Genomic DNA, 24,106 nt, shown 5'->3' with positions numbered 1-24,106 from the left:
AGCACACACCAGAGAGGAACAGCCATGCCCCGCAAGATCCACCTCGCGCTGCACCCCTACGGGGTCGGCGGACCCGGCCAGCACGGACTGTGGAAAGACACCCGCATCGCCAAGAACGCCAGCATCGACATCACCTACTACATCGCCCAGGCACAGGCGGCGGAGCACGCGCTCTTCGACGCCCTCTTCATCGTCGACAGCCAGTTCATCAACGCCACCTATCCGGCGCACTACCTCAACCGGCTGGAACCCCTCACCCTGCTCTCGGCGGTCGCCACCCACACCCGGCACATCGGCCTGGTCGGCACGGCGAGCTCCACCTACAACTCACCGTTCAACCTCGCCCGCCGATTCGCCTCCCTCGACCACATCAGCGGCGGCCGGGCCGGCTGGAACGTCGTGACGAGCTTCGACACCGGCACCTCCAGGAACTACGGAGTCGACGAGCACCTGGACTACACCACCCGCTACGGCCGGGCCCTGGAATTCGTCCACGTCGCCCGCGGGCTGTGGGACTCCTACGAGGACGATGCCTTTCCCGCCGACGTGGAACGCAACATCTTCCTCGATCCGGACAAACTGCACGCCCTCAACCACGTGGGCGAGCACTTCAACGTCGCCGGCCCGCTCAACATCTCCCGCTCGCCCCAGGGCCAGCCCGTCATCTTCCAGGCCGGGGTCTCCGACGAGGGCCGCGACCTCGCCGCCCAGGTCGCCGAGGGCATCTACGCGCCGGGCGGCCCACTGCAACAGGCCCAGGACTACTACGCCGACATCAAGAAGCGCACCGCCTCCTACGGCCGCGACCCCGAGCACATCAAGATCTTCATCCACGGCGGCCCGATCGTCGCGCGCACCGACGAGGACGCCCGGCGCCGTGAGCGAGAGATCTTCGAGGAGGACAACGACTTCGACCGCAACCTCGCCCTCCTCGGCCGCTCCTTCGGTGCCTACGACTTCAGCCGGCACGACCTGGACGCACCCTTCCCGGACGTCGCACACCTCGCCGAGAACGGCGGCCGGACGGGCGCGGCCAAGCTGATCGAGCGGGCCAGGGCCGAGCACCTCACGTTGCGCCAAGTCGCCCAGTCGATCAGCGAATTCCGCCGCTCGCCGTTCGTGGGCGCACCCCAGACCGTCGCCGACTCCATCGAGCGGTGGTTCAACGCCGGCACCTTCGACGGCATCAACCTCGCCTTCCGTACGGAAGACGACCTCAGCCTCTTCGTCGACGGCGTCGTCCCGATCCTGCAGAAGCGCGGGCTGTTCCGCACCGAGTACGAGGCCGACACCCTGCGCGGCAACCTCGGCCTGCCGATCCCGGACAACCGCCACACCCGCGAGCCCCAACTCGTGAACGACTGAGGACCGGGCCATGAAGGCCCTGCCCGTGGTGGGCGGACGAGGGTTGTACAGCCCGGCTCCCACCTGCGCGGACCACCGGTGACAGTGAACGCACCGACGGGGTCCGCGAAGGCCCGTGCGCCCTTGCCCGGCCGCTGAGGCAGGCGACCGCAGTGCCGAGCCCACCGCCGACCACGGTCCCGAACCGTGCGCGGCCGCAGAGGACTTCGTGCGCCGATGCTCCACCGGACCACGAGGCGCACCCGACGACTTGGACCTCAATCGACCCTGAAAGGCACTTCATGACCACCCAGGCGCCGCGCTTCAGGCTCGGTTTCCTCACCCATGTGCAGGGCCGAGGTGACGACTTGGGCCAGACCTACCGAAACGCTCAGGAACTCTTCGTCGTTGCGGACCAACTCGGCTTCGACGCCGGTTGGGTCGCCCAGCATCATGTGCCCCTCGGCGGTGGCGGCCTCTCCTCGCCGTGGACCTTCCTCGCGCACGCCGCCGCGCAGACCACCCGGATCCGGCTCGGCACCGCCATCACGATCCTGCCCCTGGAAGACCCCGTCCGTCTCGCCGAGGACATCGCCGTCGTCGACACGCTCAGCGGCGGTCGTGTCGAAGTCGGTGTGGGCAGCGGCTCCAGTGACATCGAATACGCCGCGTTCGGCAAGGACGTCACCCGTAAACGCCGGCTGACCAGCGAGCACCTCGTGCTGCTGCGGCAGGCCCTTGCCCACGAGGAGGTACGCACGCCTGGATTCCGGATCCAACCCGAGCCCGCCGACTTCACCGACAGGATCTGGCAGGGCGTCTTCAGCGCCACGGGCGCACAACATGCCGCCGCTGCCGGCTCGAACCTGCTCCTCAACCGGGCGGCCTACGGATTCGACGAGCCCACGGACGAGGTGCAACGCCCGTGGGCGGAAGCGTTCCTAGCCGCGTGGCAGCACCCGCGACGTCCACGGATCGGCCTGTCACGGTTCGTCTTCCCCGCCAAGGACAAGCGCGCGGCGCTCGAGCAGATCGGCGACGACGTCCACCGGGCGGCGCATCGCCTCGCCGAGAGCGGCACCTTCCCCAAGGGCTTGGACCTGGAGGAGGCACTGCGCCGGTTCCACACGTTCTACGGCCATCCCGACGACATCGTCGCCGCGTTTCGGCAGGAGAAGGTCCTGCCCGTCGTGACCGATCTGATCACCCAGTTCAACCCCGCTGTCCCCGACCACGATGCCGCGATCCGTGCCCTCGAGGTCATCGCGACCGAGGTGGCACCCGCACTGGGCTGGAAGCCCGCGACCGAGCCGCAGCCCGCAGGAGAGTGAGATGAGCGAGTACACCGACCACCACGGCCCGGAAGGCCTTCGCACCCGGGGCACGATCGTGGTCGTCCCCGGCCGAGGGGAAACCCGGAAGACGTATACCCGGTTGGGCAGGCGGCTGGCCGCCGACGCCTACCGCGTCCGCGTCGTCGACACCCCGGACATCGACGCCGACGACCTGGCTGGATCACTGGACCGCTTCGGCGCCGAACTTGCCGACATCGTCGAGGACACCGCGGCCGAAGACGATGTGGTCCACCCTGTCGTGCTGGTGGCGGCCGACACCGGAGCCGCAGCAGTGGCGGCCTTCCTCGGCGGGGCGGAGGCTCCGGCGGCCTGGCAGCCGGACGCCGTCGTCCTTGCGGGACTTCCGGGCCACGCCGCAGCCGACGTCGGTGGGTGGGAGGACGAACTCGAGGTCCGTACCTCCTGCCCGACCCATCGCGGCACGCTGACCGAGGACAACGAAGTCCGGCGAGGGTCGCTCGAGGATGCCGTGCCGGACGCCGTACTGAGAGCGGCGTACAACGGCGAAGTCGCCGTACCGGCACTGTTCCTCATCGGCGACGCCGACCCACTCGCCGACCATGGCGCGCTCGCGCGTACGGCGAAGTCGCAAGCCCGTGCCCGCCTGTCGGTGGTCCGCGGTGCGCACCACGACGTCCTGAACGACCTGCAACACCGTTCGGTGGCGGCCGAGATCGTCACCTTTCTCGAGACCGTGCGCAACGACCTCGTGCCACTGATCGCCGTGGAACTGAGCGCATGGTGACGCCTGCCTCCCACGGATGCGCCGGTGAGAACAAGACGCCGAGGTGTGCGGCTCGCACCGCACCCTCGCACTCGCAGCTGTGAATCTGAATCCGAAAGGTCCTCCTATGGCCGCCATCCTGTCTGTCTCCGGCAGCCCGTCTGCCACCTCCCGCACGGCTCGACTCCTGCGCCATCTGGACGACCGGCTACGGCAGCAGGGCCATGACGTGATCGCGTTGGATGTACGCTCTCTGCCCGCCGACGCCTTGCTCGGCGCGGACTTCCGGCACCCGGCGATCGCGGAGGCCGCCGCTCTGTTCGACCGGGCGGACGGCGTTGTGATCGGTACTCCGGTCTACAAGGCTGCCTACGCCGGTCTGTTGAAGTCGCTGCTCGACCTGCTCCCGCAGTACGCCCTGACCGGCAAGACGGTGCTGCCGCTGGCCACCGGTGGCAGTACGGCGCACGTCCTGGCCATCGACTACGCACTCCGTCCGGTACTGAGCTCCATGGGCGCCTCGCACATCGTCCAGGGCTGGTTCACGGTCGACAAGGACATCAGCGTCGGCGACGACGGCACGCTGACCGTAGCGTCGGGTGCCGCCGAGGCCCTGGCGCAGGTGACGGACCGGTTCTCCGCGGTACTGGGCGGCCGCACCACCGTCCTGGCCCCGGCTGGCTGACGTCGCGTCCAACGGCGCGGGGAACGCCTGATGACGGCCGTGAACCCGGATGCCGTCAGATCCGGGTTCACGGTGCCGTCGCGCAGCTGTGGGACCGGCGATGGCCGCGGTGAGGCCGGCGACGGTGGTGAGTCCGAAGCCGGTTTCGGCGACCTCCGGGGTCCGGTCAGGGACCTCCGTGGGCGTGCCCGCCACGACAAGGCGGGCACGGGGCGCCCGCCGCCTGTGACGGCCCATCGCATCGACCGGCCCGGCGATGTCCCACAACACGACGGAGCGTCACGCCAGTTGCGTCACTCGGGGGTCGGTGTGAAGGATCCACGGGCGTCCAGAATTTTCTTGCCAAGATTTGAAGTTCCGACAAGAAAGTCATTAGAGTCTGGCTTCGAACCCCCGTCCGGGCGATCACTCACAAGGGGTGGTTGGCGGCGGAGGGGCCCGCCCACCGGCGTGTCGGTAGGCGGCTGAAGGAAGAAGGAGCTCGCCTCCGTGGCGTCCCACCGTCGACCCAAGCAGCCGAGCCGCGCACGTGTGACCGTGCTGACCACCGCGGCGGCCGCAGCCGTTGTCCTCAGCGCCCAGGCGGCCGACGCCGCTCCCGGCGCGAAGCCGAGCAAGGACGAGGTCAAGTCCAAGGTCGACAAGCTCTACGAAGAGGCGGAGAAGGCCACCGAGGCGTACAACGGGGCCAGGGAGAAGCAGGGCAAGCTGGAGAAGGACATCTCCATCCTGCAGGACAAGGTCGCCCGGGGTCAGGACGAGCTCAACCAGCTGCGGGACGGCATCGGGACGATGGCCAGCGCCCAGTACCGCAGCGGCAGCATCGACCCGTCCATCCAGCTCTTCCTGTCCGCGGACCCGGACGACTTCCTCGACAAGGCGTCGACGCTGGACCAGTTGAGCGGTCAGCAGGTCGAGGCGCTGAAGAAGATCCAGGAGAAGCAGCGCGAGCTGGCCCAGGAGCGGCAGGAAGCCACCGACAAGCTCAAGGACCTCGCCTCCACCCGCACCGAACTCGGCAAGAAGAAGAAGGAGGTCCAGGGCAAGCTCGCCGACGCGCAGAAGCTGCTCAACAGCCTCACCGCCCAGGAGCGTGCGGCACTCGAGGCCGACCAGGACCGCGCCAGCCGCGACAGCATGCGCGACGCGCTCGGCGGTTCCACCGCACCCGCCTCAGGGCGGGCCGGTGCCGCGTACGGCGTGGCCCAGAGCAGGGTCGGCTCGCCCTATGTCTACGGCGCCTCCGGCCCGTCCTCCTTCGACTGCTCCGGCCTGACCTCCTGGGCCTATGCCCAGGTCGGTGTCGGCATACCCCGTACCTCCGAGGCGCAGGCGAACGCCGGCACCCGTATCTACTCGACGAGCGGCCTGAAGGTCGGCGATCTCGTCTTCTTCTTCAACGACCTGCACCATGTGGGCCTTTACGCGGGCAACGGCCAGGTGCTGCACGCCCCGCGTCCCGGCACCGTCGTCCGGTACGAGTCCATGAGCACGATCGGCGGACCGTTCATGTTCGGCGTCCGCGTCTGACCGGCCGTTGCCAACGGCTCACCGGGGCGCGGCTGTCTACTGCCCCCGTACCTCCGGCCTCAGCCAGAGGTGGACCGTCTGCGTGCTTTCCCCGGGTTCCGTGAGATTGACGTGACCGTAACCGGTGGCGCCCGCGTACCTGTCCGTACCGCCGGTGATCGCGATGTCGATGTCTTCCGGTGGCGCAGACGTGGGTGAGGACGTCCCGTTCTGCCAGGTGACCTGTCCGTCAGGGAAGAGGAACGTGCCTCTGCACTGGTCGCTGTGCGGACCGGGGGAGGTGAGAGTGCCCCCGATCTGGGTGCATTCCAGCATTTCCTTGCCGAACGGCCGCCCGTCCCGCTGGATGGTGTTGATGTAGAGATACTGCTTTCCCACTCCGGTTTGCGGGTTGCCGTTGGAGAGGTAGGTGATCTGCTCTGCGTGTGCGGTCAGGCGGAGGACCTCATAACGGTCGACGCTTCCCTGCACACCGCGGGAGACGGGTCCTTGAGAGGCGGACGCGGAGTTGGGCGCGGCCGCCACCGAAAGTACGGCCGCTGCGACAAGCCCCCACTTGGAAACGGTATGCACCGTTATTCACCTCTGTCGTTGATTTTCCCGAACGATCGACTGCAAGTATTGATCTCGTGGAGGGCAAATCAACGATCAAACATGCCGCGTTGTTCTTTTCCCCCGGTTGGCCGCGGTTGACCATGTGAGACGCATGACCATCTCGGTGCAACGTGGTGGGCGCCCCGCCGATCGGCATTTCACCGTCCCCCGGATCGTCGGTTTCGGGGATCTGTGGGTCGGCGAGTGCGTCATCACGTACGACGGGGTGCCCATCTGACGGGTCAGCTTCATGGAGTTCGCCCTCGGGTATGTGGTCCACGAGACCCGGTACTTCGCAGGTGCCTTCGGTGTGTCCGACTGGCGCAGAGCGCCGGCCGAGCCCATGCCGGGCGGGAACATCGCCGGCGGCTGACCCGGAACGGGCAGTCGACTCGGCTGCGGATGCTGAGTCGCAAGGGTCAGTGGGACGTGGGGAAGCCCAAGTCCGGACCGGTCGCCGTCTCGGCCGGATCCGGCCAGCGGCTCGTGACGACCTTGCCTCGCGTGTAGAAGTGCACGGCTTCACTGCCGTACATGCGGTGGTCGCCGAAGGCCGAGTCCTTCCAGCCGCCGAAGGAGTGGTAGCCCACCGGGACCGGCATCGGCACGTTCACACCCACCATGCCGACCTCGACTTCCAGCTGGAACCGCCGCGCCGCGCCGCCGTCGCGGGTGAAGATCGCGCCGGCGTTGCCGTACGGGGAGCCGTTGATGATCTCCATGGCCTGCTCATACGTCTCCGCGCGGAGCACGCACAGGACGGGACCGAAGATCTCGTTCCGGTAGGCGTCCGAGTCCGTGCGGACCCTGTCGAGGAGCGAAATGCCCATCCAGTGCCCGTTCTCCAGGCCCTCGACGGTGAAGTCCCTGCCGTCGAGCACGACTTCGGCACCCTGTGCCGCGGCGCGGGCGACGTACTCCGCGACCTCGTCTCGGTGCTCCTTGGTGACCAGCGGGCCCATGTCGGACGTCGGGTCGTTGCCCGGCCCGATCTTGACCTTTGTGGCGCGTTCGGCGATCCGCGAGACCAGTGCGTCTCCAGTCGAGCCGACCGCGACTACGACGGAGACGGCCATGCAGCGTTGACCGGCGGAGCCGTAGGCTGCGGACACGGCGGCCTCGGCCGCCGCGTCGAGGTCGGCGTCGGGCAGCACCAGCATGTGGTTCTTCGCGCCGCCGAGGGCCTGGACGCGCTTCCCACCGGCGGACGCCCGGCTGTAGACATGGCGGGCGACCGGCGTGGAGCCCACGAACGACACGGCGGCGACGTCCGGGTGGTCGAGCAGTGCGTCCACGGCGGACTTGTCGCCATGAAGGATGTTGAGCACTCCGTCGGGCACGCCCGCCTCGGCCGCGAGTTCCGCGAGAAGCATGGACGCGGACGGGGCCTTCCCGCTCGGTTTGTGGACAAAGGTGTTCCCGCAGGCGATGGCCATGGGGAACATCCACATACTGATCATTGCGGGGAAGTTGAACGGCGAGATACCGACGATCACACCGAGCGGCCGGCGAATGGACGCCACGTCGGTGCCGCTCGACACGTCGGTGGACGTGTCGCCCTTGAGCGCCATGCCGAGCCCGCAGGCCAGTTCGACGATCTCCAGGCCGCGGGCCACCTCGGCGAGTGCGTCCGAGTGAATCTTGCCCTGCTCGGCGGTTATCAGCGCGGCGATGTCGTCACGGCGCGCGTCCAGCAGAGCCCGATAGCGGAAGAGGATCGCGGTCCGCCGGGCGAGCGGGGACGTGCTCCAGGTGGCGTAGGCCGTCCTTGCCGCGGCGACCGCGGCGTCGACCTCGTCCGCGCCGGCCAACGCCACTTGCGTGGTGACCTCTCCGGTGGCGGGATCGGTCACAGGGGCCCAGGCCCCGGTGGCGCCTGAAGCGTCTCCGAAGGGCTTGCCACCGATCCAGTGGGTGACGGTCTTCATCGCCGGAACTCCTTCAAAGGTGGTGGCGGCGGGCTGCGAGATTCGTGAAGTGGCTCGGACCGGAAGGGCGACCGGCCCAGTGAGCCACGGTCAAGTGCGGCCACGCCGCGCGGGTGGGACTGCTGAGTTGGAATCTACGGTTCCAGGCTCGGCAGCGAGGCCCATGAGAGGCTCGGTGCCCGAAGTGCCCCTGACGGGTCCCGTACTGTGGTGGCACGGATCACTCGCACACCGAACGCGGGCGTCCGAGGCATGCGGGTCGGCTCCTGAAGGTCGACTGAAGCCTCGCAGACGGAGAGTTCCTGCCAGGCCCAAGAGGTCGGCGATCCTCTTGGGCGACTGCGACGTGCCATGCCGTACGTCGAGGGCATAACCGTGCGGACGCCTTTGAGCGTCAGCGGAGGCAGGTCAGTCGATCGTGATGACGATCTTGCCGGCGACGTCCCCGGCGGCCAGCGCGCGCTGTGCGTCGGCCGCGCGCTCCAGTGGATATGTGGCGCCGATCCGAACGCGCAGCCGGTCCGCCTCGGCGAGTTCCACGAGGGCGCTGAGGTCCGCGTGGTCCATTCGGCAGAAGACCGGAAGCACACCCGTCAGGCCGGCGTCGGCGATCGACGCCACACGTGCGTCATGTGCCGCGGCCCGGGCCGTCGCGGTGAGTACGCCGTGGCCGTGGGTGTCCAGGACCGCGTCCGCGCCGTTGGGGACGCGTTCACGGACGTGGTCGGTGACACCGTATCCGTAGGTGACCGGCTCGGCTCCGAGCGCCCGCAGGTACTCGTGATCCCGCTCCGACGCGGTTCCGATGACTCGAGCACCGCGTGACAAGGCGATCTGGACGGCGAGGGAGCCGACGCCACCGGTTGCTCCGTGTACCAGCAGGGTTTCGCCCTGCTGGACATCCAGGGCGTGCACAACGGCCTGATACGCGGTCAGACCCGCCAGTGGCAGACCGGAGGCCTGCGTGAAGCTCATGGTGCGGGGCTTGCGGAACAGAGTGCGCACATCCGCGGCGACGAACTCGGCCATTCCGCCGTGAGCGCGCTGCACATCCCCCCTGACGTATCCGATGACCTCGCTGCCCGCCGGGAACTCCGGTGTCGCCGGCCCCGGGCGTTCCACCACGCCGGCGATGTCCCAGCCGGGGATGACGGGGAAGTATGTATCGAGGGCGTCATCGAGCGCTCCCGCCTGCAGGGCCAGGTCCGCAGGATTGAGCGCGGCGGCTTTCACTCGTACCAGGACCGTGTCGACATGTGTCTTCGGTTCGGGCAGTTCGGCCGGCTCGAGAACTTCCGGACCGCCGTAACGGCGGTAGACCATCGCCTTCATCACGCACCCGTAACCGCGATTGGCATGTCCATGAAAATGTCATGCTTCACGATCTTCCACTCGCCGTCGACGCGGCGCAGTCCGGTCTCGTAGTAGCCGGACTCGATCGGCCGCACCGTGCCCTGGGCACCGAAGACGCCGTCCGGCCAGCCGTCCGCGGGACGGGCGGCGGCCTGCACCGAGAAGACGACGAACTGGGCGCTCATCCGGGCGCTGTCTCCCTCGATGTCGATGATGTGGTCGGCGGTGGTGTGATGGCTCGAGCCGCCCTCGGGGTGCGGCGCCATCAAGTGCTCCACCGCGAATTCCACACCGGCCCCGCCGATCAAGGGCTCACCGAACGGCTCGTACGAGTCCCGTCCTGTCTTCACATGGATCTGCACGACCGCCTCGTCGGTGAACAAGGCCCCTTGAGCCTTGCCGTCACGACGATCCGTCGCCCGGACGTAGCGGGCCAGGACTTCTTGGATCTTGCGCTCGTCACTCACCGGTACTGCTCCTTCAAGGCTCGTATGGGGACTCGGTAGTCCAGTGGACCAGTCGTCGGCGCGACGAGCCATGATCGTTGTGACATGCTGCGATACTCTGAGGGTATGGATCGGCTGGAGACCCGGGAGCTCGTCTATTTCGTGGCCGTGGCCGAGGAACTGCACTTCACCCGCGCCGCGGAGCGGTTGGGCATCGCGCAGCCGCCGCTGTCCCGGGCCATCTCGCGGCTGGAGCGCCGGATGGGGGTCGCGCTTCTTCAGCGCACCAGCCGCCGGGTCGAGCTCACCTCGGCGGGTTCCGTCTTCCTCGAGGAATGCCGGCGCCTGCTGGAAGGGCTCGACGGCGCCGTACGCCGCACGCAGCAGGCGGGCCTTCCGTCACGGCTCGTCTTCGCGGTTCGACCGGGAACCGGCTCCGAGCTCCTTGCGCGTCTGCTGCGTTCCTACAGCAGCGCAGAGCTCGAGCTCCTGTTCACTCATGACGGGAGCAAGGCCCTGCGTGAGGGTTCGGCCGATGTCGCACTGCTGTGCATCGGCAGCGACGATCTCACGGATCTGCGGACCACCGTGGTCACGGAAGAGCGTCCGATGGCGCTGCTGCCACGCGATCACGACCTGGCGCGGCTGGCGACGGTCACGGTCGCCGACCTTCGCCAGGATCCGGTCTACCAGGATCACTGCCCGCCGATGGGGCTGGACGAAATCCTCGACCGGGTCACTCTCGGACGTCTTGTCACCGTCGTGGGATCCGGCGTCGGGGAGCGCCTGACGCCCGGAGTGAGGGCCGTCCCGGTGACGGATCTGCCCGGCACGACGCTGGCACTGGCCCGGCGGAACGACGTCACACGGCCGGAGGTCACCGCCTTCGTCCGGGCCGCGCAGCACGTGATGACCGGACAAACGCGGGGGCCGGCCACGGCGGCTTGATCCGCGCGAGGCGGCCGAGGGGTGTGCCCGGGTACGGGCACCGACCATTGCTTCGCGCAGCTGCACGTTCACTGCGACCGGCGGGCGGCGTTCCGGTGAGGCTCGGTGCCGCAGCGAGTGGGTCACGCACCTCCCCGTGCAGCCCTCGGTCGGAGTACAGCCCCCCGGTCGGAATCGGGTGTGTGCCGCGCTCCGGCTCGGGGGCTCTGTTCGGCCCCGTCCCGGGTGCGCGGGGCACGCCCTACGTCACCCGTCCGGACCCGCGTATCACTCTCCGTACCGCACCCCCTGCACGGTGGCGCCGAGGCGCCCCGGCGCTCCAGCGCCGTCACCCTCGCGACGGCGCGCGACCCCCCTGGCTGGACTGCATGCCGAGCACTCATTCGGACTATATGGTGATGAAATGCACTAATTAATTCGCGACGGTCGAATGAGCTCACCGTTTCCGCCCCCAGGAGGGGCGTGAGTCATATGTGCCCCCGTCCGGAGGAGGACGCGATGAGAGACGTGGCGAGCGAACGGGACGCGGACAGCCGCTCCACCGTCAACGAGCGGGTCGTGACGCTCGATGTGAACGGGCGTACGTACACCCTCCGCCTGGACACCCGCGTGACCCTGCTTGACGCCCTCCGGGACCGGCTGGGTCTGGTCGGCACCAAGAAGGGGTGCGACCAGGGCGCCTGCGGTGCGTGCACGGTCCACCTCGACGGCAGGCGAGTGCTGTCGTGTCTGACCCTCGCCGCCCAGGCCGAGGGCCGGGAGATCACCACCATCGAGGGACTCACCGGCGCCGACGGGCCGCACCCGGTGCAGCGGGCGTTCATGGAGCACGACGGTTTCCAGTGCGGCTTCTGCACCCCGGGCCAGATCATGTCCGCGGTGGCGCTGATGGCCGAGGGCCGGGCCGGTTCCGACGAGGAGATCCGGGAGTACATGAGCGGCAACATCTGCCGCTGCGGCGCGTACCCCAACATCGTGGCCGCGATCCGCGCCGTGGCGTCCGGGGGAGGTCACGATGCGCACCTTTGACTACGTGCGGGCCACCGACACTCAGGAGGCGGTACGACTGCTGGCCGACGACCCGGCGGCCAGTTGCCTCGCGGGCGGCACGACGCAGCTGGATCTGATGAAGGACGGGATCCTGGAGCCACCGCGGCTGATCGACATCACCCGGCTTCCGCTGCACGGGATCGAGCGGCGCGGTGAGTCTCTCCACGTGGGTGCTCTGGCCACCATGGAGGAACTCGCCGCCGAGCCGACCGTGGCCGAGCGGTTGCCCGTGGTGCGCGAATCCCTGCTGCTGGGCGCATCGGTGCAGTTGCGGAACATGGCCACCATCGGCGGCAACCTGCTGCAGCGCACCCGCTGCCGCTACTTCCGCGACCCCGGCGTCGCCGAGTGCAACAAGCGTTCCCCGGGCTCGGGCTGCGCGGCGGTGATGGGCGCGGCGCGCATGCACGCCGTGCTCGGCGTGAGCGAGCGGTGCATCGCACTGCACGCCTCGGACCTCGCCGTCGCCCTGGTGTCGCTGGATGCCCTCGTGCACATCCAAGGGCCGACACAACGGCGCACCGTGCCCCTGACCGAGTTCTACATCACCGCCGCCGAGAGCCCCGAGCGCGAGAACGTCCTGGACCACGCCGAGCTGATCACGGAGGTGGAGATCCCGCTGCCGCCGCCGACCGCGCGCTCGGGCTACCTCAAGGTCCGTGACCGGGTTTCGTACGAGTTCGCCCTCACCTCGGCCGCGGTACTGCTCGTGATCGACGGCGGCACCATCCGCCAGGCCCGGGTGGGGCTCGGCGGAGTGGGGTCCAAGCCCTGGCGTGCCTACGAGGCCGAGCACGTGCTGACCGGCGCGCCGGCCACGACCGCCACCTTCCTGGACGCGGCCGAGGCGACCATGCGCGACGCCTGGACGGTGCCGGGCACCGAGTTCAAAGTGCCGCTCGCCCGGCGCACGCTCGTGCGGGAGCTGCAGACAGTGTCAGGAGTGACCTCATGAGCACCGTCGAGAGCAGGCCGCTGATCGGCGAAGGTATCAGCCGGGTCGACGGCCCGCGCAAGGTCACGGGCGCGGCACCGTACCCGATGGACTTCAGCGTTCCCGGCCAGGCTTACGGCGCCCTGGTGCAAAGCACCGTCGCCGCCGGCCGGATCGTCCGCATGCACACCGACGAGGCCGAACACTCCCCGGGCGTGGTCACCGTGCTCACCCACGAGAACGCCCTGGAGGTCGGTACGGGCCCGGTATCGGTGCTCGGCGCGTCGCCGCCCGCCCCGCTGCGCAACGACCGGATCGTCCACCACGGCCAGCACATCGCGTTCGTGGTGGCCGAGACGCCCGAGCAGGCCACCGCCGCGGCACGGCTGGTGCGCGCCGACTACGAGGCCGCGGAGCCCCTGCTCGACCTGCAGGACCCACGGGCCGAGCACCTGCTCGACCCGTGGGGGATGGACCACTCGCGCGGCGACGCCGCCGCGGCGCTGGAGAGCGCCGAAGTGACCTTGCACGGCACGTACTTGACGGCGGACAACACCAACAACCCGCTCGGTTTGTTCGCCACCCTGGCCGTGTGGGAGGGCGACACCCTCACCGTCCACGACACCAGCCAGTGGCCCTCGATGGTGCGCACCAGCCTGGCGATGGCCTTCGGTATCCCGGAGAGTTCGGTGCGGGTCCTGGTGCCCTATGTGGGCGGCGGCTTCGGAGCCGGTCTGCGTGCGTGGCCGCATGTGATCCTGACCGCCATGGCCGCCCGAATGACCAAACGCCCCGTGAAGCTGGTGCTCACCCGGCCGCAGATGTTCACCTCCATCGGGCACCGGCCGAGCGGAGTGCAGTGGCTCAGCGTGGGCATCACGCGCGGCGGCGAAATGGTCGCCCTCGACCACCGCAGCCTCAGCTCGCTGAGCATGGAGGACAACGACTTCGAGCCGTTCTCGTCCGGAACCGCCTTCGCCTACCAGTGCCCCAACGTCATCACCCGGGACGAACAGGCCAAGCTCAACATCGCTGTTCCGACGTCGATGCGCGCCCCGGCGGAGGCACAGGGCAACTTCGCGCTGGAGTCGGCACTCGACGAACTGTCCTACACCCTGGGCATCGACCCGCTGGAGCTGCGGGTGCGCAACCACACCGACGTCGATCCCCGTAACGGACTGCCCTGGTCCGGCAAGGCGATCCTGGCGTGCTACGAGATCGGCGCGCGGCGATTCGGCTGGTTCGACCGGAACCCCGAGCCACGTTCCATGCGCGACGGTAACTGGCTCGTCGGATACGGCATGGCGAGCGCGATGTTCCCGTACTTCGCACAGCCCTGCATGGCCGAGGCCACCGTCCATCGCGACGGCAGTGCCTTCGTGCGCAGTGCGGCGACCGACATCGGCACCGGGACGTACACGGTGATGGCGCAGCTGTCCGCCGAGGAACTGGGTCTGCCCCTGGAGAAGGTCCGCTTCGACCTCGGCGACTCGGACATGCCCAACTCGATGATGGCGGGCGGCTCCGGCCTGACCGGAGCCCTCGGCAACGCGGTCCACGACGCCTGCCGGCGACTTGTGCGCTCGTTCGTAGAACTCGTACGCAACGACGCGGACTCACCCCTGAAGGGGATTTCCCCGCACGACGTGGAGTGCAGCGACGGCCGGATCCACCTCATGGGCTGTCCTGACCGTGGGGAGTCGTACGTCGACATCCTCGCCCGGCACGGGATGCCGCAGCTGTCGGCGACCGGGAGCAGCACGCCTCCGGACGCCAAGGAGATCGGCATGTCCCTCGCCGGTGCCTACGCCGCGAAGTTCGTGGAGGTCCGCGTCGATCCCGACCTCGGTCTTGTGCGCGTCGCCCGGGTGGTGTCGGCGATCGACGGTGGGCGCATTCTCAACGAGAAGACGGCCAGGAGCCAGATCATCGGCGGCACGGTCGGCGGGATCGGCATGGCCTTGTTGGAGGACACCGTCACCGATCCGCGTACCGGGCGCATCGCCAACGGCACGTTCGCCGACTACCTGGTGGCCGTGAACGCCGACGTGCCCGAGCTCGATGTGGTGTTCGTCGGTGAACCCGACCGCGGTACGCCGACGGGTACCAAGGGCGTGGGTGAGGTGGGCCTGGTCGGCATCGCGCCCGCGATCACCAATGCGGTCTACCACGCGACCGGGAAGCGGATCCGTTCGCTGCCGATCACCCTCGACATCCTCCTTTGAGCCGAATCCGACCGCCGGGACCGGCTCGAGGGCTCGCAGGGGGGAGGGCACCAGCGAGTCCTCGGTGCTCCACGGTCCTGAGTGTGCTCGGCGGTCCTGAGTGTGCTCCGCGGTTTGAGTGTGCTCGGCGGTCCTGAGTATCGGTGCGGTGCTCCCGGTAGCCGTCAGGCCAAGGGAAGGGCGCGGCCGACGTGTTGCCCGGCGGAGGTCAGTCCGGGAGTGGGTCCGGCGAGCCGGGTGCGTGGGCCGCACGTCGCACGGCACGGCGGATCGACTCGTAACCGGTGCAACGGCACAGGTTGGACGTGAGCAGTTCACGGAGTCGATCCGGGTCGTCGGCGACCGCCGGATCCTCGTCCAGGGCGGCTGCGGCCAGCATCAGGAAGCCGGGGGTGCAGAAGCCGCACTGCAGCGCGTGTTCCGCGGTGAAGGCCGACTGCAGGGGGTGCGGTGTGCCGTCGCGGGCAGCGAGGCCCTCTACCGTCCGTACGGTCCGGCCGTCGCACTGAACGGCGAACATCAGGCAGCTGCGTACGGCGTTGTCGTCCACCTGCACCGTGCAGGATCCGCACACGCCGTGCTCACAGCCGAGGTGGGTGCCGGTCAGGCCGCAGTCCTCGCGCAGCGCGTCGGCCAGGGTCCGGCGAGGCTCCACGTCCAGCTGGTGCTTCTCGCCGTTGACCGTCAGGGAGATCCTCATGGCCGCTCCACGTCGTCGCTGATGTCCTGGCATGCCCTCACCAGAGCCCGCTCGGCCAGCACCCTTGCCGCATGGCGCCGGTAGACGCTGCCCGAGTGCGGGTCGGCCGGCGGTTCCGCGACACCGGCCGCGGCCGCTGCCGCGGCCTCGGCGATCGCCCGCTCGGTGGGCGGCCGTCCGACCAGACGATGTTCGGCGTCGCGGGCCCGGACGGGCTGCGGGGCGATGCCCGCCATGCCGAGCCGTATATCGACGACGATGCCGTCCTCGACGGACAGGGCGGTGGCGGCGGACAGGTGGGCGAAGCTCGCGGCGGTGCGCCGGAGTTCCACGAACGCCACTCCCGTTGTCGGTCGGAGCAACGGAAAGCGCGCCTCTTCCAGCAGTTCTCCCGGCCGAAGTGCGGTGGTGAAGGGGCCGATGAGGAAGCTTTCGGCGTCCAGGGTGCGGGTACCGTCGGCGCTCACGAGCACGAGTTCGGCGCCCAGGGTGACGGCCAGGGTCGGCCATTCCCCCGTGGGGTGGGCGTACGCCAGGCTGCCGAGCAGGGTGCCACGGGTGCGGACAGGCGGATGGGCGATGAAGTGCGCCGTGCGGGCCAGCAGCCGGCCCAACGGTCCACCCTCCACCGGCTGCTCGAAGGCGCGATGGCGGACGAGGGCGCCCACGCGCAGCCACCCTCCGTCCTCATCGGCACGGTCCACGTCGAGTCGGTCGAAGCCGGCGATGTTGTTGATGTCGACCAGTCGGTGCGGGCGCGCGGCGCGCTGGTTCATCTCCAGCACCAGACTCTGGCCGCCCGCCAGGACCCGCGTTCCCTCCGGCGCGACGGCGAGCGCCGCCAGCGCCTCCTGCCGGGTGGCGGGCGCGACGTAGTCGAACGGCCCTGGTTTCATCGGCCTGCCTCCCAGCACACCCAAGGGGTCAACGGCATCGTCAGGGCCGTCGGGTCGACCCGCAGGGCGTCGGCGACCGCGTTCACGACCGCCGGGGGTGTGCCGATGCAGCCGGCTTCCCCCGCCCCCTTGGCGCCCAGCAGCGTGTTGGGGTTGGGAGTGCACGTCTCGTCCATGGCCACCTCCGGCATCTCCGAAAGGGTCGGCAGCAGATAGTCCAGCAGGGAGGCGGCCCGGGGTACGCCCTCCTCGTCCTCGACGGCTGCTTCGTACAGCGTCTGGCCCAGTCCCTGTGCGATCGATCCGTAGGTCTGCCCGTGCACGACAAGTGGATTGACGACGGTGCCGTAGTCGTCCACGGCGACCAGCCGCAGAACATGCACCATGCCGAGGTCCGGGTCCACCTCGACCACCGCGACATAGGCGCCGAAGGGGAACGCCTGTGGCGGCTCCGCCTTGGCTTCGGCGCGCAGCGGACGGTCAGCCGCGAGTTCCGCGAGGGTGAAGGTGCTGCCGTTCGCCCGGACGGCGCCCCGCTCGTAGGACGCCGTATCGACGCGCGCTCCGGTGCGGTCGGCCGCTCGCCGCCTGGCCTCGCTCACCAGGTCGCGCGACGCCTGGAGGAGAGCCTCACCACCGCTCTGCATCGAGCGGGAGGCGAACGACCCCATCCCGTCCGGTACGACAGCCGTGTCCGCCTCGATCAGACGCACCCGCCTCCGGTCCACCCCGAGCTCGCCCGCCACCACCTGGGCGAACGTCGTGGCATGCCCCTGCCCGGTCGAGCAGCAGCCGGACGTCGCCGTGAAGGAGCCGTCCGTGTGCGCCTCGACGGCGCCGTACTCGCCTCCGGCACCGGAACGCTCGACGTAGGTGCAGATGCCCAGTCCGAGCGGAGTGCCGCCGTGTGCACGCCGGCGGGCTTGTTCCGAGCGCCAGTGCGCGTAGTCGGCGGTGCGGAGCGCCAGGTCCAGGGCGGTCGCGTAGTCGCCGCTGTCGTACCGGAACCCGGTCGGTGTGGTGAAGGGGAAGGCCTCCGGTCGGACGAAGTTGAGCCGGCGCAGCCGAGCAGGGTCCATGCCGAGGCGGCGGGCCATCAGGTCGACGGTGCATTCCACCGCGTAGGCCGCCTCGGGACGGCCGGCTCCCCGATAGGGGCACAGCGGGGGAGTCGTGGTCACCACGGCTCGCGCCCGAACGCACACCTGAGGAATCGCGTAAGTACCCGCGGCCATCCTGCCCGTGACCTCCGGGAGGAACGAACCGGTGTGCGGATAGCCGCCGACGGCGGCGTCGGTCTGCATCTCCAGGGCGAGGAGGCGGCCGTCGGCGTCCGAGGCCAGCCGCACCCACTGGCTCTGGCCGCGACCACGCGGTCCCGCCGTCAACGCCTCCTTCCGGTCCTCCACCCACCGCACCGGGCGTTCCAGGCGCAGCGCCGCCAAGGCCACGGCCAGGTACTCCGGCCAGGTCTCGCTCTTGGCGCCGAACGCCCCGCCGACATCCGGCACCACCACGCGGACTCGGTCCGCTTCGATGCCGAGCGCGTCGGCCAGGTCGCCACGCAACCGGTGCGGCGCCTGGTGGGAGCACCAGACGGTGATACCTCCGCCGGTGTCGGGCCTGACCAGGATCGCGCGGGCCTCCATGGAGGTGTGGCACAGGAGCGGATACCGGTACGTCGCCTCGACGACCACCGCGGCACGCTCCCACACTCCCGGGTCGATCGGGTCGCCGAGCGTCGTCTCCATGGCCACGTTCGACCGGCCCGGGTACAGCAGGACCTCGTCCCGGGCGGCGATCTGTGGGTCGAGCACGGCAGGCAGGGGGTCCAGGGTCACGCGGGCGGCGTCGCGACCGTCCTCGGCCAGGTACCGGTCCTCGGCGACCACCACGGCCACCGGTTCACCCGAATATCTGACCCGGGCGTCGGCGAGGGCGGGCCAGGGACGGCCACGGGCGACGTCCGGGTCCATCAACGCCGGCACCAGGGGCATCTCACCAAGATCACCCGCCGACCAGGCTCCCAGCACACCGGGCACCTGCCGTGACGCCGCCAGGTCCACTGCCCGGAGCCGGCCGTGCGCCGTGTCACTGCGCACGAATGCGGCCTCCGCACACCCGGGCACCCGCAGATCGGCCACGAAGCGTCCGTGCCCCGAAACCAGGGGGCCGTCCTCGACGCGTGTCACCGATCCGCCCGGGGTGTCCGGTTCGGCCATGACTCCTCCCAGCCCGATCGATGCGGCGGCGAACCCTGCGAGTACCGCCTGATGCGCCGGTCATGCGCGAGCGGACGCACCGTCTGTCAGACCGGGGGATCGACGGGTGCGAGGAGGAGCGACGAGGTTGCCGGGGAGACCCACGGCAGAGCGGCCGGCGGCGAGGTCGGCCGTACCTGGTTCCGGCGAGTGCCGGGTCCGGGACGACAGGCTCGACCTCGCCCGGGATCGTGCGACGGGAGACGGGCGTGCGGGCGGGGGGAGGAGGAGGGTGCACCGGTCGGCGGGGATGTGCGCGCCGCTCTCGCTCCCGAGGTATTCGCCCGCCCCGGTCGTCGCGGCACTGCTCGACGGCCGGGCTCCGTGCTCGGCTCAGCGCCTCGGCCTCGCCCGGACATCGCCGAGGACCGGCCCGAGGTGTGCGCTCTACGGTCGGAAACCGGCGATCGCCAGTTCCATCAGTCGATCGGCCTGGGCGGCGCCGACGGGGTTGTCGGGGGTCCGCCACAGGCAACTCAGAAGCATGATGACGTCGGTGGGGTCGAGGCCGGGTCGTACCTCGCCGGCGCGTTCGCATGCGTCGAGGAGCCGGCCGACGGCGGCGGTGACGGAAGCGGACGTCGCTCCCACGACCTCCTGAGCCGCGGCGGTGTGCAGTGCTTCGCCGAGCCCGTGCTTGAGGCGCACGTAGGCGGCGAGGGTGATGAACCACTGGCGCAGTGCGTCCAGTGGGGCATGGTCGGCGAGGACGTGCGGTACGGAGTCGACGAGGCGGTCCACGTCGCGTCGGTAGACCTCCAGGATGAGCGCCTCGCGGGTGGGGAAGTGGCGGTAGAGCGTGCCGGGGCCGACGCCTGCGCGCTTGGCGATCGAGTTGAGCGAGGCGTCCGCGGACTCGGCGAGCGCGTCGTGGGCGACCTGGAGGATCGCCTCGCGGTTCTTCAGCGCGTCGGAGCGCTGCGGCGCGGCGTCGGGCATGGGTCCTCCTGGCGTGCGGGCATCGACCGGTTGCGAAGCGGAGAGGTCTCCGCTAACGTCGTCGAGGTCAAGCGGAGAGCTCTCCGCTTATTGTTCTTCCCCATTGTAGGAGCCCTCCCGTGCGATACATCAAGCTGGGCCGTACCGGCCTGGACGTCTCCCCGGTCGCCGTCGGCGCCATGACCTACGGCGAGCCCGACCGCGGCCACCCGGTCTGGTCCCTGGACGAGGAGGCCAGCCGCCCACTGATCCGGCATGCCCTGGAGGCCGGAATCAACTTCTTCGACACCGCGAACCTGTACTCCTACGGCTCCAGTGAGGAGATCCTCGGCCGCGCCCTCAAGGACTACGCACGCCGCGACGAGGTCGTCATCACGACCAAGGTGCGCCACGCCATGCGCTCCGGCCCCAACGGCGGCGGCCTTTCCCGCAAGGCGATCATGACCGAGATCGACGAGAGCCTGCGCCGCCTCGGCACCGACTACGTCGACGTCTACATGATCCACCGTCTCGACAACGAGACCCCACTGGAGGAAACCCTGGAGGCCCTGCACGACGTGGTGAAGTCCGGCAAGGCCCGTTACCTCGGTGCCTCCTCCATGCATGCCTGGCAGTTCTCGAAGGTCCTCCATCTGCAGGAGCGCCACGGCTGGGCCCGGTTCGTCACCATGCAGGACCACTACAACCTGCTCGCCCGCGAAGAGGAACGCGAAATGCTTCCGCTCTGCGCCGACGAGGGAGTCGCCACGATGGTGTGGAGCCCGCTCGCCCGCGGTCGCCTCGCCCGACCCGCCGACCAGGCGAACGCCACCGAGCGCGCCGCCACCGACGGCGCCTACGCCGACATGCTCTACAGCAAGGCCACCGCCGACAGCGACCGCGCCATCCTCGACGAGGTCGGCGCGATCGCCGACGCCCACGGTGCCACCCGCGCCCAGGTCGCCCTCGCCTGGCTGCGCCGCAACCCCGTCGTCGCGGCCCCCCTCGTCGGCGCGCGCACGATCCAGCAGATCGACGACGCCGTCGGCTCCCTCGACCTGGAGATGACGGACGACGAGGCCCGCCGCCTGGAGGCGCCCTACACCCCCCGCCATGACCTCCAGGGCATCTCCGACGCACGCGAGTTGGAGCGCATCAAGGCGAGCATCCCCGGCTACGCCAACCTCTGACACGCGGTGGCGTGCACCGGGGTGCGTGGAAGGCCTGGTACCGATCGGTCAGCAGTCACGGCGTCTACGCGAGGCGGCAGATCGTCGACGCGGTTTCGTACAGCGGCAGGCCGGCCGAGTCGTTCGCGCACGGCGGCGGCCCCCTCGCCACGAACGTCCAAGGCATCGTCGGCGCACGTGAACTCGAGCGCATCTGTGCCGACTTCCCCGGCTGCGCCGATCTCTGAGTCCACGTGGCCCGTGCCGGGGGTCCTCTCCCCGGCACGGCACCGGTCGCGACGGCGTCACGACCGCGACTGCACGCCTGGGCATCCGATTCCGGGTGGACCTCTGAGCCGGCCGCCGGGCGGTCACCTCAGCGTGACGACGACGGACAGGACAAGCATCTGGAACAAGGTGGCAGCCGAAGCCGCCACTCCGGGCGGGGGGCAGCTCCGGCAGTTCGTCGGATGGGGGATCAGGGCGGCCCGCAGGGCATTCTCGGTGATCTGGTCGGTCGGCCCGTCGAGTGTCCAGTGGCGCACCCGGCCGTCCATGCGCCGCGCGGAGATGCTGGTCTCCAGTCGGCGATGGCCCGGTGCGGTCCAGCTGAGTTGGCGGATGACGACGGCGGTGTCGTCGTCCAGTTTGAGCAGGGCGCGCACGATGTCCCTCAGCTCGCGCAGGTGTGAGTCCGGCACGGCGGGTACGGGGCGTGGTTCCAGGGGCATGGAGGCTGTTCCTTTGTCTACGTGCTGGAGGGCTGCCGGGGGCCCGGACCGCGCCGCTTCCGCGGTAGGTGGTTGTCGCGATCAGCCCTGTTCCGCCGCGCTTCATGCCGGGTCCCCGGTGGAGAGCGGCTTCTCGGTGGCGGTGGATCAGTTGGGTGGTGTGCGGGTGGCGGGAGGGCGCCATTCGTGTGTTCTGGCGGGCGGTCCGGCAGCTCGCTCCTGTGCGATCAGGGTCGCCTGCCAGACCGCGAGGAGCAGCAATGTGGCCGTTTCCGCCAGGAGGCTCAACAGCGCCTGCGGGGCGGGCTGGAGACCGTGTTCGGTGAATCCGAACAAGCCCACGGTGCGGGAGGCGATGAAGCCCGCGAGGGCACCGGCCGCGACACCGGCCGCGCCGACCCGCAATGCCAGTGGTGGTGTTCCGATCAGCAGCAGGACGGCGAAGGCGAAGGAGACACCGGCCTGGAACAGGAACAGGAGTCCGATGACAGGGAGGGAGTGATACTCCTCCCCCCAGAGTTGGGCGTGGATGTACCCGCTCACGGCGAGGGTGGCGGAGGTCGCCCACCGCAGGGTGCAGATGAGGATTCTGCGAGTGTTCACGCGAGCCTCCGGTCTTTGACGGCCAGTTCTCGGTCGCCCTGGCGGTAGCCGACGGTGCGGATGCCCAGTGCGTCTTTGAGCTGTCGGGCGGGGACGACTTGGGGAGTGGGGGCGGGCGCCCGGCCTGGTTTGGGCAGCGGGTAGGCGGTCGTGGTGGCGGAGTGGAAGGTGATGTTGCCCTCGGTTTTGGTGAAGAGCTGGTGGACGTGCCCGTTGAGACAGGTGACCGAGGCGAATCGGCGCAGCAGCGCGATCACCTTCAATGCGTCGTCCGTGCTCCAGCCCCACCGCGGGTACATGGCGAAGAGCGGGATATGACTGAAGATCACGACGGGAGTGTCCGACGACAGTCCGGAAAGATCCCTGCGGACGAATTCGACCTGGTCGTTGCCCAGGTGACCGAGCTTTTCCAGGCTCAGGGTGTTGACCAGGGCGATGAAGTGCACACCGTGGGTGTCGAAGCTGTACCAGCCGTCTCCGAGCGTTCCGCCTGCGAACATCTGGCGGTAGGCGCGGCCGGCGTCGCCGATGGAGTCGTGCTCGCCCGGTACGGTGAAGACGCGATCTGTCCGCAGGCTGGTCATCATCTGCCTGACCTGGTCGAACTGCCCTGTCGTGGACAGGTGGGTCAGGTCGCCGCTGTGCATGACGAAGTCGGGCCGGAAGCCCAGGGAGTTGACCTGGTTGATCGCCTCGGTGAAGGAGCCGGTCACGTCCGTGTTCGCCGGGCCCTGGAAGCCGATGTGGCTGTCGGAGATCTGCACGAATCGCAGGGCGCTGCCGGCTGGTGCGGGGGCTGCGGTGTTCCCGGCCGTGGTGTCCTCGGGGCCCGCTATGCGGCTGATCACCTCTCCGCTGGCCACGGTGAGGACCACGGCGCCCCCGAACCATCCTGCGTGCCGCATGAGTTGTCGTCGGGACATGCCCTGTGCCGACGTGGAACTCTCCTGGTTCCCGTCCTTGCTGTCGTGGTACTCGGCCATCAGGTCACCTCCACGGTTGCGGTCATGAACGGATGGATGGTGCACAGGTAGGCGTAGGTGCCGGGCTTGGTGAACGTGTAGCTGTAGGTTGCGTGGGTGGTCAGGGCGGCCGAATGCAGCGGGCCGCCCGATCCGGCGCTGGTGACGGTGTGGGGGTCGGTGTCCTGATTGGTCCAGGTCACCGTCGTGCCCGCTGTGACCTTCAGCTTGGCCGGGGAAAAGGCGAAGTTCTTGATCGCCACCGCGTCTCCGGTGGCGGGTGCCTTTGCGTCGGGGGAACTCGGAGGCATGCTCATGTGAGGCATCGCCGGGACGCTGGAAGCCGAGCCCGCCTTGTTGCCCGTTCCGTCGTCACCGGGCATCCCGGCCGTTTGGCTCTGTCCCGGGCCCGGGGTGATGCCGCCGGCTCGGGAGGAGGGGTGCGGCGAGTGGCCGCACGCGCTCAGTAGCCCCAGTGTGCCAAGGGTGGCGACCGCCAGTCCGGCTGCGACGCGTGTCCGGCGGCGTGATGGACGGAAGTTCGGATGCATGGTGGTGGTTCCTCGTGGGTCGGGCGGCAGAGATGGGGCCACGTGCCCGTCGACAGCAGGCAGCCGTCGGTGGCAGTGGGTGTGCGGGGGAGACGTGTCACGGTCGAGCGTGGGTGCCCGGCCGTGACGTGCTCGCTGTAAGGCACTCGGGTGGGCATGACCGGTGTTCCGTGCATGCCGCATCCGAGTGGTGCAGCTC

Annotated in this window: 25 protein-coding genes; 13 read left to right on the top strand and 12 right to left on the bottom strand. The window is 69.5% G+C overall.

Annotation, left to right across the window (positions count from 1 at the left end):
- Positions 1 to 24: 24 nt before the first annotated feature.
- The 5 genes from ACSHXN_RS02695 to ACSHXN_RS02675 all read left to right on the top strand — a co-directional run bounded on the left by ACSHXN_RS02695 (position 25) and on the right by ACSHXN_RS02675 (position 5,638).
- Positions 25 to 1,365, top strand: a complete 1,341-nt coding sequence (locus ACSHXN_RS02695; protein WP_438302559.1) for an NtaA/DmoA family FMN-dependent monooxygenase — start codon at positions 25 to 27, stop codon at positions 1,363 to 1,365.
- Positions 1,366 to 1,646: 281 nt separating this feature from the next.
- Positions 1,647 to 2,675 (top strand): LLM class flavin-dependent oxidoreductase, encoded by a 1,029-nt coding sequence (locus ACSHXN_RS02690; protein WP_438302558.1) that lies wholly within the window; start codon positions 1,647 to 1,649, stop codon positions 2,673 to 2,675.
- Position 2,676: 1 nt separating this feature from the next.
- Positions 2,677 to 3,444: an alpha/beta hydrolase gene (locus ACSHXN_RS02685; protein ID WP_438302557.1), complete on the top strand. Its 768-nt coding sequence runs from the start codon at positions 2,677 to 2,679 to the stop codon at positions 3,442 to 3,444.
- Between the two features lie 106 nt (positions 3,445 to 3,550).
- On the top strand, positions 3,551 to 4,108 hold the full coding sequence (gene ssuE / locus ACSHXN_RS02680; RefSeq protein ID WP_438302556.1) for an NADPH-dependent FMN reductase: 558 nt from the start codon (positions 3,551 to 3,553) through the stop codon (positions 4,106 to 4,108).
- A 489-nt stretch (positions 4,109 to 4,597) separates the two neighbouring features.
- A complete protein-coding gene (locus tag ACSHXN_RS02675) occupies positions 4,598 to 5,638 on the top strand; it encodes a C40 family peptidase (protein WP_383357601.1) in 1,041 nt (346 codons plus the stop codon).
- 36 nt (positions 5,639 to 5,674) lie between these two features.
- On the opposite strand, the gene ACSHXN_RS02670 is transcribed toward ACSHXN_RS02675, so the two are convergent.
- The gene (locus ACSHXN_RS02670; RefSeq protein WP_355140272.1) at positions 5,675 to 6,211 is read right to left on the bottom strand and encodes a hypothetical protein; all 537 of its coding nucleotides are present in this window, start codon (positions 6,209 to 6,211) and stop codon (positions 5,675 to 5,677) included.
- A gap of 133 nt (positions 6,212 to 6,344) precedes the next feature.
- On the opposite strand from ACSHXN_RS02670, the gene ACSHXN_RS02665 reads away from it, so the two are divergent.
- The gene (locus tag ACSHXN_RS02665) at positions 6,345 to 6,470 is read left to right on the top strand and encodes a hypothetical protein (protein ID WP_356112548.1); all 126 of its coding nucleotides are present in this window, start codon (positions 6,345 to 6,347) and stop codon (positions 6,468 to 6,470) included.
- 12 nt (positions 6,471 to 6,482) lie between these two features.
- Positions 6,483 to 6,605, top strand: a complete 123-nt coding sequence (locus ACSHXN_RS02660; protein WP_383357598.1) for a hypothetical protein — start codon at positions 6,483 to 6,485, stop codon at positions 6,603 to 6,605.
- A gap of 46 nt (positions 6,606 to 6,651) precedes the next feature.
- Here the strand turns inward: ACSHXN_RS02660 and ACSHXN_RS02655 are convergent, their stop codons facing one another.
- The 3 genes from ACSHXN_RS02655 to ACSHXN_RS02645 form a co-directional block, all read right to left on the bottom strand.
- A complete protein-coding gene (locus ACSHXN_RS02655) occupies positions 6,652 to 8,160 on the bottom strand; it encodes a CoA-acylating methylmalonate-semialdehyde dehydrogenase (protein WP_438302555.1) in 1,509 nt (502 codons plus the stop codon).
- 408 nt (positions 8,161 to 8,568) lie between these two features.
- Positions 8,569 to 9,492 (bottom strand): NADP-dependent oxidoreductase, encoded by a 924-nt coding sequence (locus ACSHXN_RS02650; protein ID WP_438302554.1) that lies wholly within the window; start codon positions 9,490 to 9,492, stop codon positions 8,569 to 8,571.
- Entirely contained in the window at positions 9,492 to 9,980 is a 489-nt protein-coding gene (locus tag ACSHXN_RS02645) for a nuclear transport factor 2 family protein (protein WP_438302553.1), read from the bottom strand. The genes ACSHXN_RS02650 and ACSHXN_RS02645 overlap by 1 nt, the downstream gene beginning before the upstream one ends.
- 105 nt (positions 9,981 to 10,085) lie before the next feature.
- Between ACSHXN_RS02645 and ACSHXN_RS02640 the strand changes: the two genes are divergently transcribed.
- The 4 genes from ACSHXN_RS02640 (at position 10,086) to ACSHXN_RS02625 (ending at position 15,116) form a co-directional block, all read left to right on the top strand.
- Complete coding sequence (locus ACSHXN_RS02640) at positions 10,086 to 10,907, top strand: LysR family transcriptional regulator (protein WP_355140277.1); 822 nt, start codon at positions 10,086 to 10,088, stop codon at positions 10,905 to 10,907.
- A gap of 498 nt (positions 10,908 to 11,405) precedes the next feature.
- Entirely contained in the window at positions 11,406 to 11,936 is a 531-nt protein-coding gene (locus ACSHXN_RS02635; RefSeq protein ID WP_355140278.1) for a (2Fe-2S)-binding protein, read from the top strand.
- On the top strand, positions 11,923 to 12,912 hold the full coding sequence (locus ACSHXN_RS02630) for an FAD binding domain-containing protein (RefSeq protein ID WP_355140279.1): 990 nt from the start codon (positions 11,923 to 11,925) through the stop codon (positions 12,910 to 12,912). Before ACSHXN_RS02635 ends, ACSHXN_RS02630 begins: the two co-directional genes overlap by 14 nt.
- Positions 12,909 to 15,116 (top strand): xanthine dehydrogenase family protein molybdopterin-binding subunit, encoded by a 2,208-nt coding sequence (locus ACSHXN_RS02625; protein ID WP_438302552.1) that lies wholly within the window; start codon positions 12,909 to 12,911, stop codon positions 15,114 to 15,116. The genes ACSHXN_RS02630 and ACSHXN_RS02625 overlap by 4 nt, the downstream gene beginning before the upstream one ends.
- 208 nt (positions 15,117 to 15,324) lie before the next feature.
- Here ACSHXN_RS02625 and ACSHXN_RS02620 read toward each other — a convergent pair whose 3' ends face one another.
- The 4 genes from ACSHXN_RS02620 to ACSHXN_RS02605 all read right to left on the bottom strand — a co-directional run bounded on the left by ACSHXN_RS02620 (position 15,325) and on the right by ACSHXN_RS02605 (position 19,912).
- The gene (locus ACSHXN_RS02620; protein ID WP_438302551.1) at positions 15,325 to 15,816 is read right to left on the bottom strand and encodes a (2Fe-2S)-binding protein; all 492 of its coding nucleotides are present in this window, start codon (positions 15,814 to 15,816) and stop codon (positions 15,325 to 15,327) included.
- Complete coding sequence (locus tag ACSHXN_RS02615; protein ID WP_438302550.1) at positions 15,813 to 16,712, bottom strand: FAD binding domain-containing protein; 900 nt, start codon at positions 16,710 to 16,712, stop codon at positions 15,813 to 15,815. Before ACSHXN_RS02615 ends, ACSHXN_RS02620 begins: the two co-directional genes overlap by 4 nt.
- The gene (locus ACSHXN_RS02610; protein ID WP_438302549.1) at positions 16,709 to 18,934 is read right to left on the bottom strand and encodes a xanthine dehydrogenase family protein molybdopterin-binding subunit; all 2,226 of its coding nucleotides are present in this window, start codon (positions 18,932 to 18,934) and stop codon (positions 16,709 to 16,711) included. Before ACSHXN_RS02610 ends, ACSHXN_RS02615 begins: the two co-directional genes overlap by 4 nt.
- Positions 18,935 to 19,360: 426 nt before the next feature.
- The gene (locus ACSHXN_RS02605; protein ID WP_438302548.1) at positions 19,361 to 19,912 is read right to left on the bottom strand and encodes a TetR/AcrR family transcriptional regulator; all 552 of its coding nucleotides are present in this window, start codon (positions 19,910 to 19,912) and stop codon (positions 19,361 to 19,363) included.
- A gap of 119 nt (positions 19,913 to 20,031) precedes the next feature.
- Here ACSHXN_RS02605 and ACSHXN_RS02600 point away from each other — a divergent pair, with 119 nt between their 5' ends.
- Together ACSHXN_RS02600 and ACSHXN_RS02595 are read left to right on the top strand one after the other, a co-directional pair.
- Complete coding sequence (locus ACSHXN_RS02600; protein WP_356112535.1) at positions 20,032 to 21,081, top strand: aldo/keto reductase; 1,050 nt, start codon at positions 20,032 to 20,034, stop codon at positions 21,079 to 21,081.
- An 11-nt stretch (positions 21,082 to 21,092) separates the two neighbouring features.
- A complete protein-coding gene (locus ACSHXN_RS02595; protein ID WP_438302547.1) occupies positions 21,093 to 21,308 on the top strand; it encodes a hypothetical protein in 216 nt (71 codons plus the stop codon).
- Between the two features lie 123 nt (positions 21,309 to 21,431).
- On the opposite strand, the gene ACSHXN_RS02590 is transcribed toward ACSHXN_RS02595, so the two are convergent.
- From ACSHXN_RS02590 to ACSHXN_RS02575, 4 genes are all read right to left on the bottom strand, one after another.
- On the bottom strand, positions 21,432 to 21,791 hold the full coding sequence (locus ACSHXN_RS02590; protein WP_438302546.1) for a hypothetical protein: 360 nt from the start codon (positions 21,789 to 21,791) through the stop codon (positions 21,432 to 21,434).
- Positions 21,792 to 21,938: 147 nt separating this feature from the next.
- Positions 21,939 to 22,394, bottom strand: coding sequence for a hypothetical protein (locus tag ACSHXN_RS02585; RefSeq protein WP_361153023.1), 456 nt, complete (start codon positions 22,392 to 22,394; stop codon positions 21,939 to 21,941).
- Positions 22,391 to 23,377, bottom strand: a complete 987-nt coding sequence (locus ACSHXN_RS02580; RefSeq protein WP_355140288.1) for a metallophosphoesterase family protein — start codon at positions 23,375 to 23,377, stop codon at positions 22,391 to 22,393. The genes ACSHXN_RS02585 and ACSHXN_RS02580 overlap by 4 nt, the downstream gene beginning before the upstream one ends.
- On the bottom strand, positions 23,377 to 23,673 hold the full coding sequence (locus ACSHXN_RS02575; RefSeq protein ID WP_355140289.1) for a plastocyanin/azurin family copper-binding protein: 297 nt from the start codon (positions 23,671 to 23,673) through the stop codon (positions 23,377 to 23,379). The genes ACSHXN_RS02580 and ACSHXN_RS02575 overlap by 1 nt, the downstream gene beginning before the upstream one ends.
- Positions 23,674 to 24,106: the final 433 nt, after the last annotated feature.

Origin of the sequence: Streptomyces sp. HUAS TT11 (assembly GCF_051553595.1) — a bacterium.
In the GTDB taxonomy this organism is placed as follows: Bacteria; Actinomycetota; Actinomycetes; order Streptomycetales; family Streptomycetaceae; genus Streptomyces.
This window is presented reverse-complemented; position numbering and strand designations above follow the sequence as displayed.

Coding starts and splice junctions, on each gene's coding strand:
- ACSHXN_RS02605 (WP_438302548.1), bottom strand. CDS start 19,912: ATGCCCGACGCCGCGCCGCAGCGCTCCGACGCGCTGAAGAACCGCGAG.
- ACSHXN_RS02660 (WP_383357598.1), top strand. CDS start 6,483: ATGGAGTTCGCCCTCGGGTATGTGGTCCACGAGACCCGGTACTTCGCA.
- ACSHXN_RS02655 (WP_438302555.1), bottom strand. CDS start 8,160: ATGAAGACCGTCACCCACTGGATCGGTGGCAAGCCCTTCGGAGACGCT.
- ACSHXN_RS02640 (WP_355140277.1), top strand. CDS start 10,086: ATGGATCGGCTGGAGACCCGGGAGCTCGTCTATTTCGTGGCCGTGGCC.
- ACSHXN_RS02610 (WP_438302549.1), bottom strand. CDS start 18,934: ATGGCCGAACCGGACACCCCGGGCGGATCGGTGACACGCGTCGAGGAC.
- ACSHXN_RS02590 (WP_438302546.1), bottom strand. CDS start 21,791: ATGCCCCTGGAACCACGCCCCGTACCCGCCGTGCCGGACTCACACCTG.
- ACSHXN_RS02580 (WP_355140288.1), bottom strand. CDS start 23,377: ATGGCCGAGTACCACGACAGCAAGGACGGGAACCAGGAGAGTTCCACG.
- ACSHXN_RS02665 (WP_356112548.1), top strand. CDS start 6,345: ATGACCATCTCGGTGCAACGTGGTGGGCGCCCCGCCGATCGGCATTTC.
- ACSHXN_RS02620 (WP_438302551.1), bottom strand. CDS start 15,816: ATGAGGATCTCCCTGACGGTCAACGGCGAGAAGCACCAGCTGGACGTG.
- ACSHXN_RS02650 (WP_438302554.1), bottom strand. CDS start 9,492: ATGAAGGCGATGGTCTACCGCCGTTACGGCGGTCCGGAAGTTCTCGAG.
- ssuE (WP_438302556.1), top strand. CDS start 3,551: ATGGCCGCCATCCTGTCTGTCTCCGGCAGCCCGTCTGCCACCTCCCGC.
- ACSHXN_RS02635 (WP_355140278.1), top strand. CDS start 11,406: ATGAGAGACGTGGCGAGCGAACGGGACGCGGACAGCCGCTCCACCGTC.
- ACSHXN_RS02575 (WP_355140289.1), bottom strand. CDS start 23,673: ATGAGCATGCCTCCGAGTTCCCCCGACGCAAAGGCACCCGCCACCGGA.
- ACSHXN_RS02685 (WP_438302557.1), top strand. CDS start 2,677: ATGAGCGAGTACACCGACCACCACGGCCCGGAAGGCCTTCGCACCCGG.
- ACSHXN_RS02625 (WP_438302552.1), top strand. CDS start 12,909: ATGAGCACCGTCGAGAGCAGGCCGCTGATCGGCGAAGGTATCAGCCGG.
- ACSHXN_RS02695 (WP_438302559.1), top strand. CDS start 25: ATGCCCCGCAAGATCCACCTCGCGCTGCACCCCTACGGGGTCGGCGGA.
- ACSHXN_RS02690 (WP_438302558.1), top strand. CDS start 1,647: ATGACCACCCAGGCGCCGCGCTTCAGGCTCGGTTTCCTCACCCATGTG.
- ACSHXN_RS02630 (WP_355140279.1), top strand. CDS start 11,923: ATGCGCACCTTTGACTACGTGCGGGCCACCGACACTCAGGAGGCGGTA.
- ACSHXN_RS02615 (WP_438302550.1), bottom strand. CDS start 16,712: ATGAAACCAGGGCCGTTCGACTACGTCGCGCCCGCCACCCGGCAGGAG.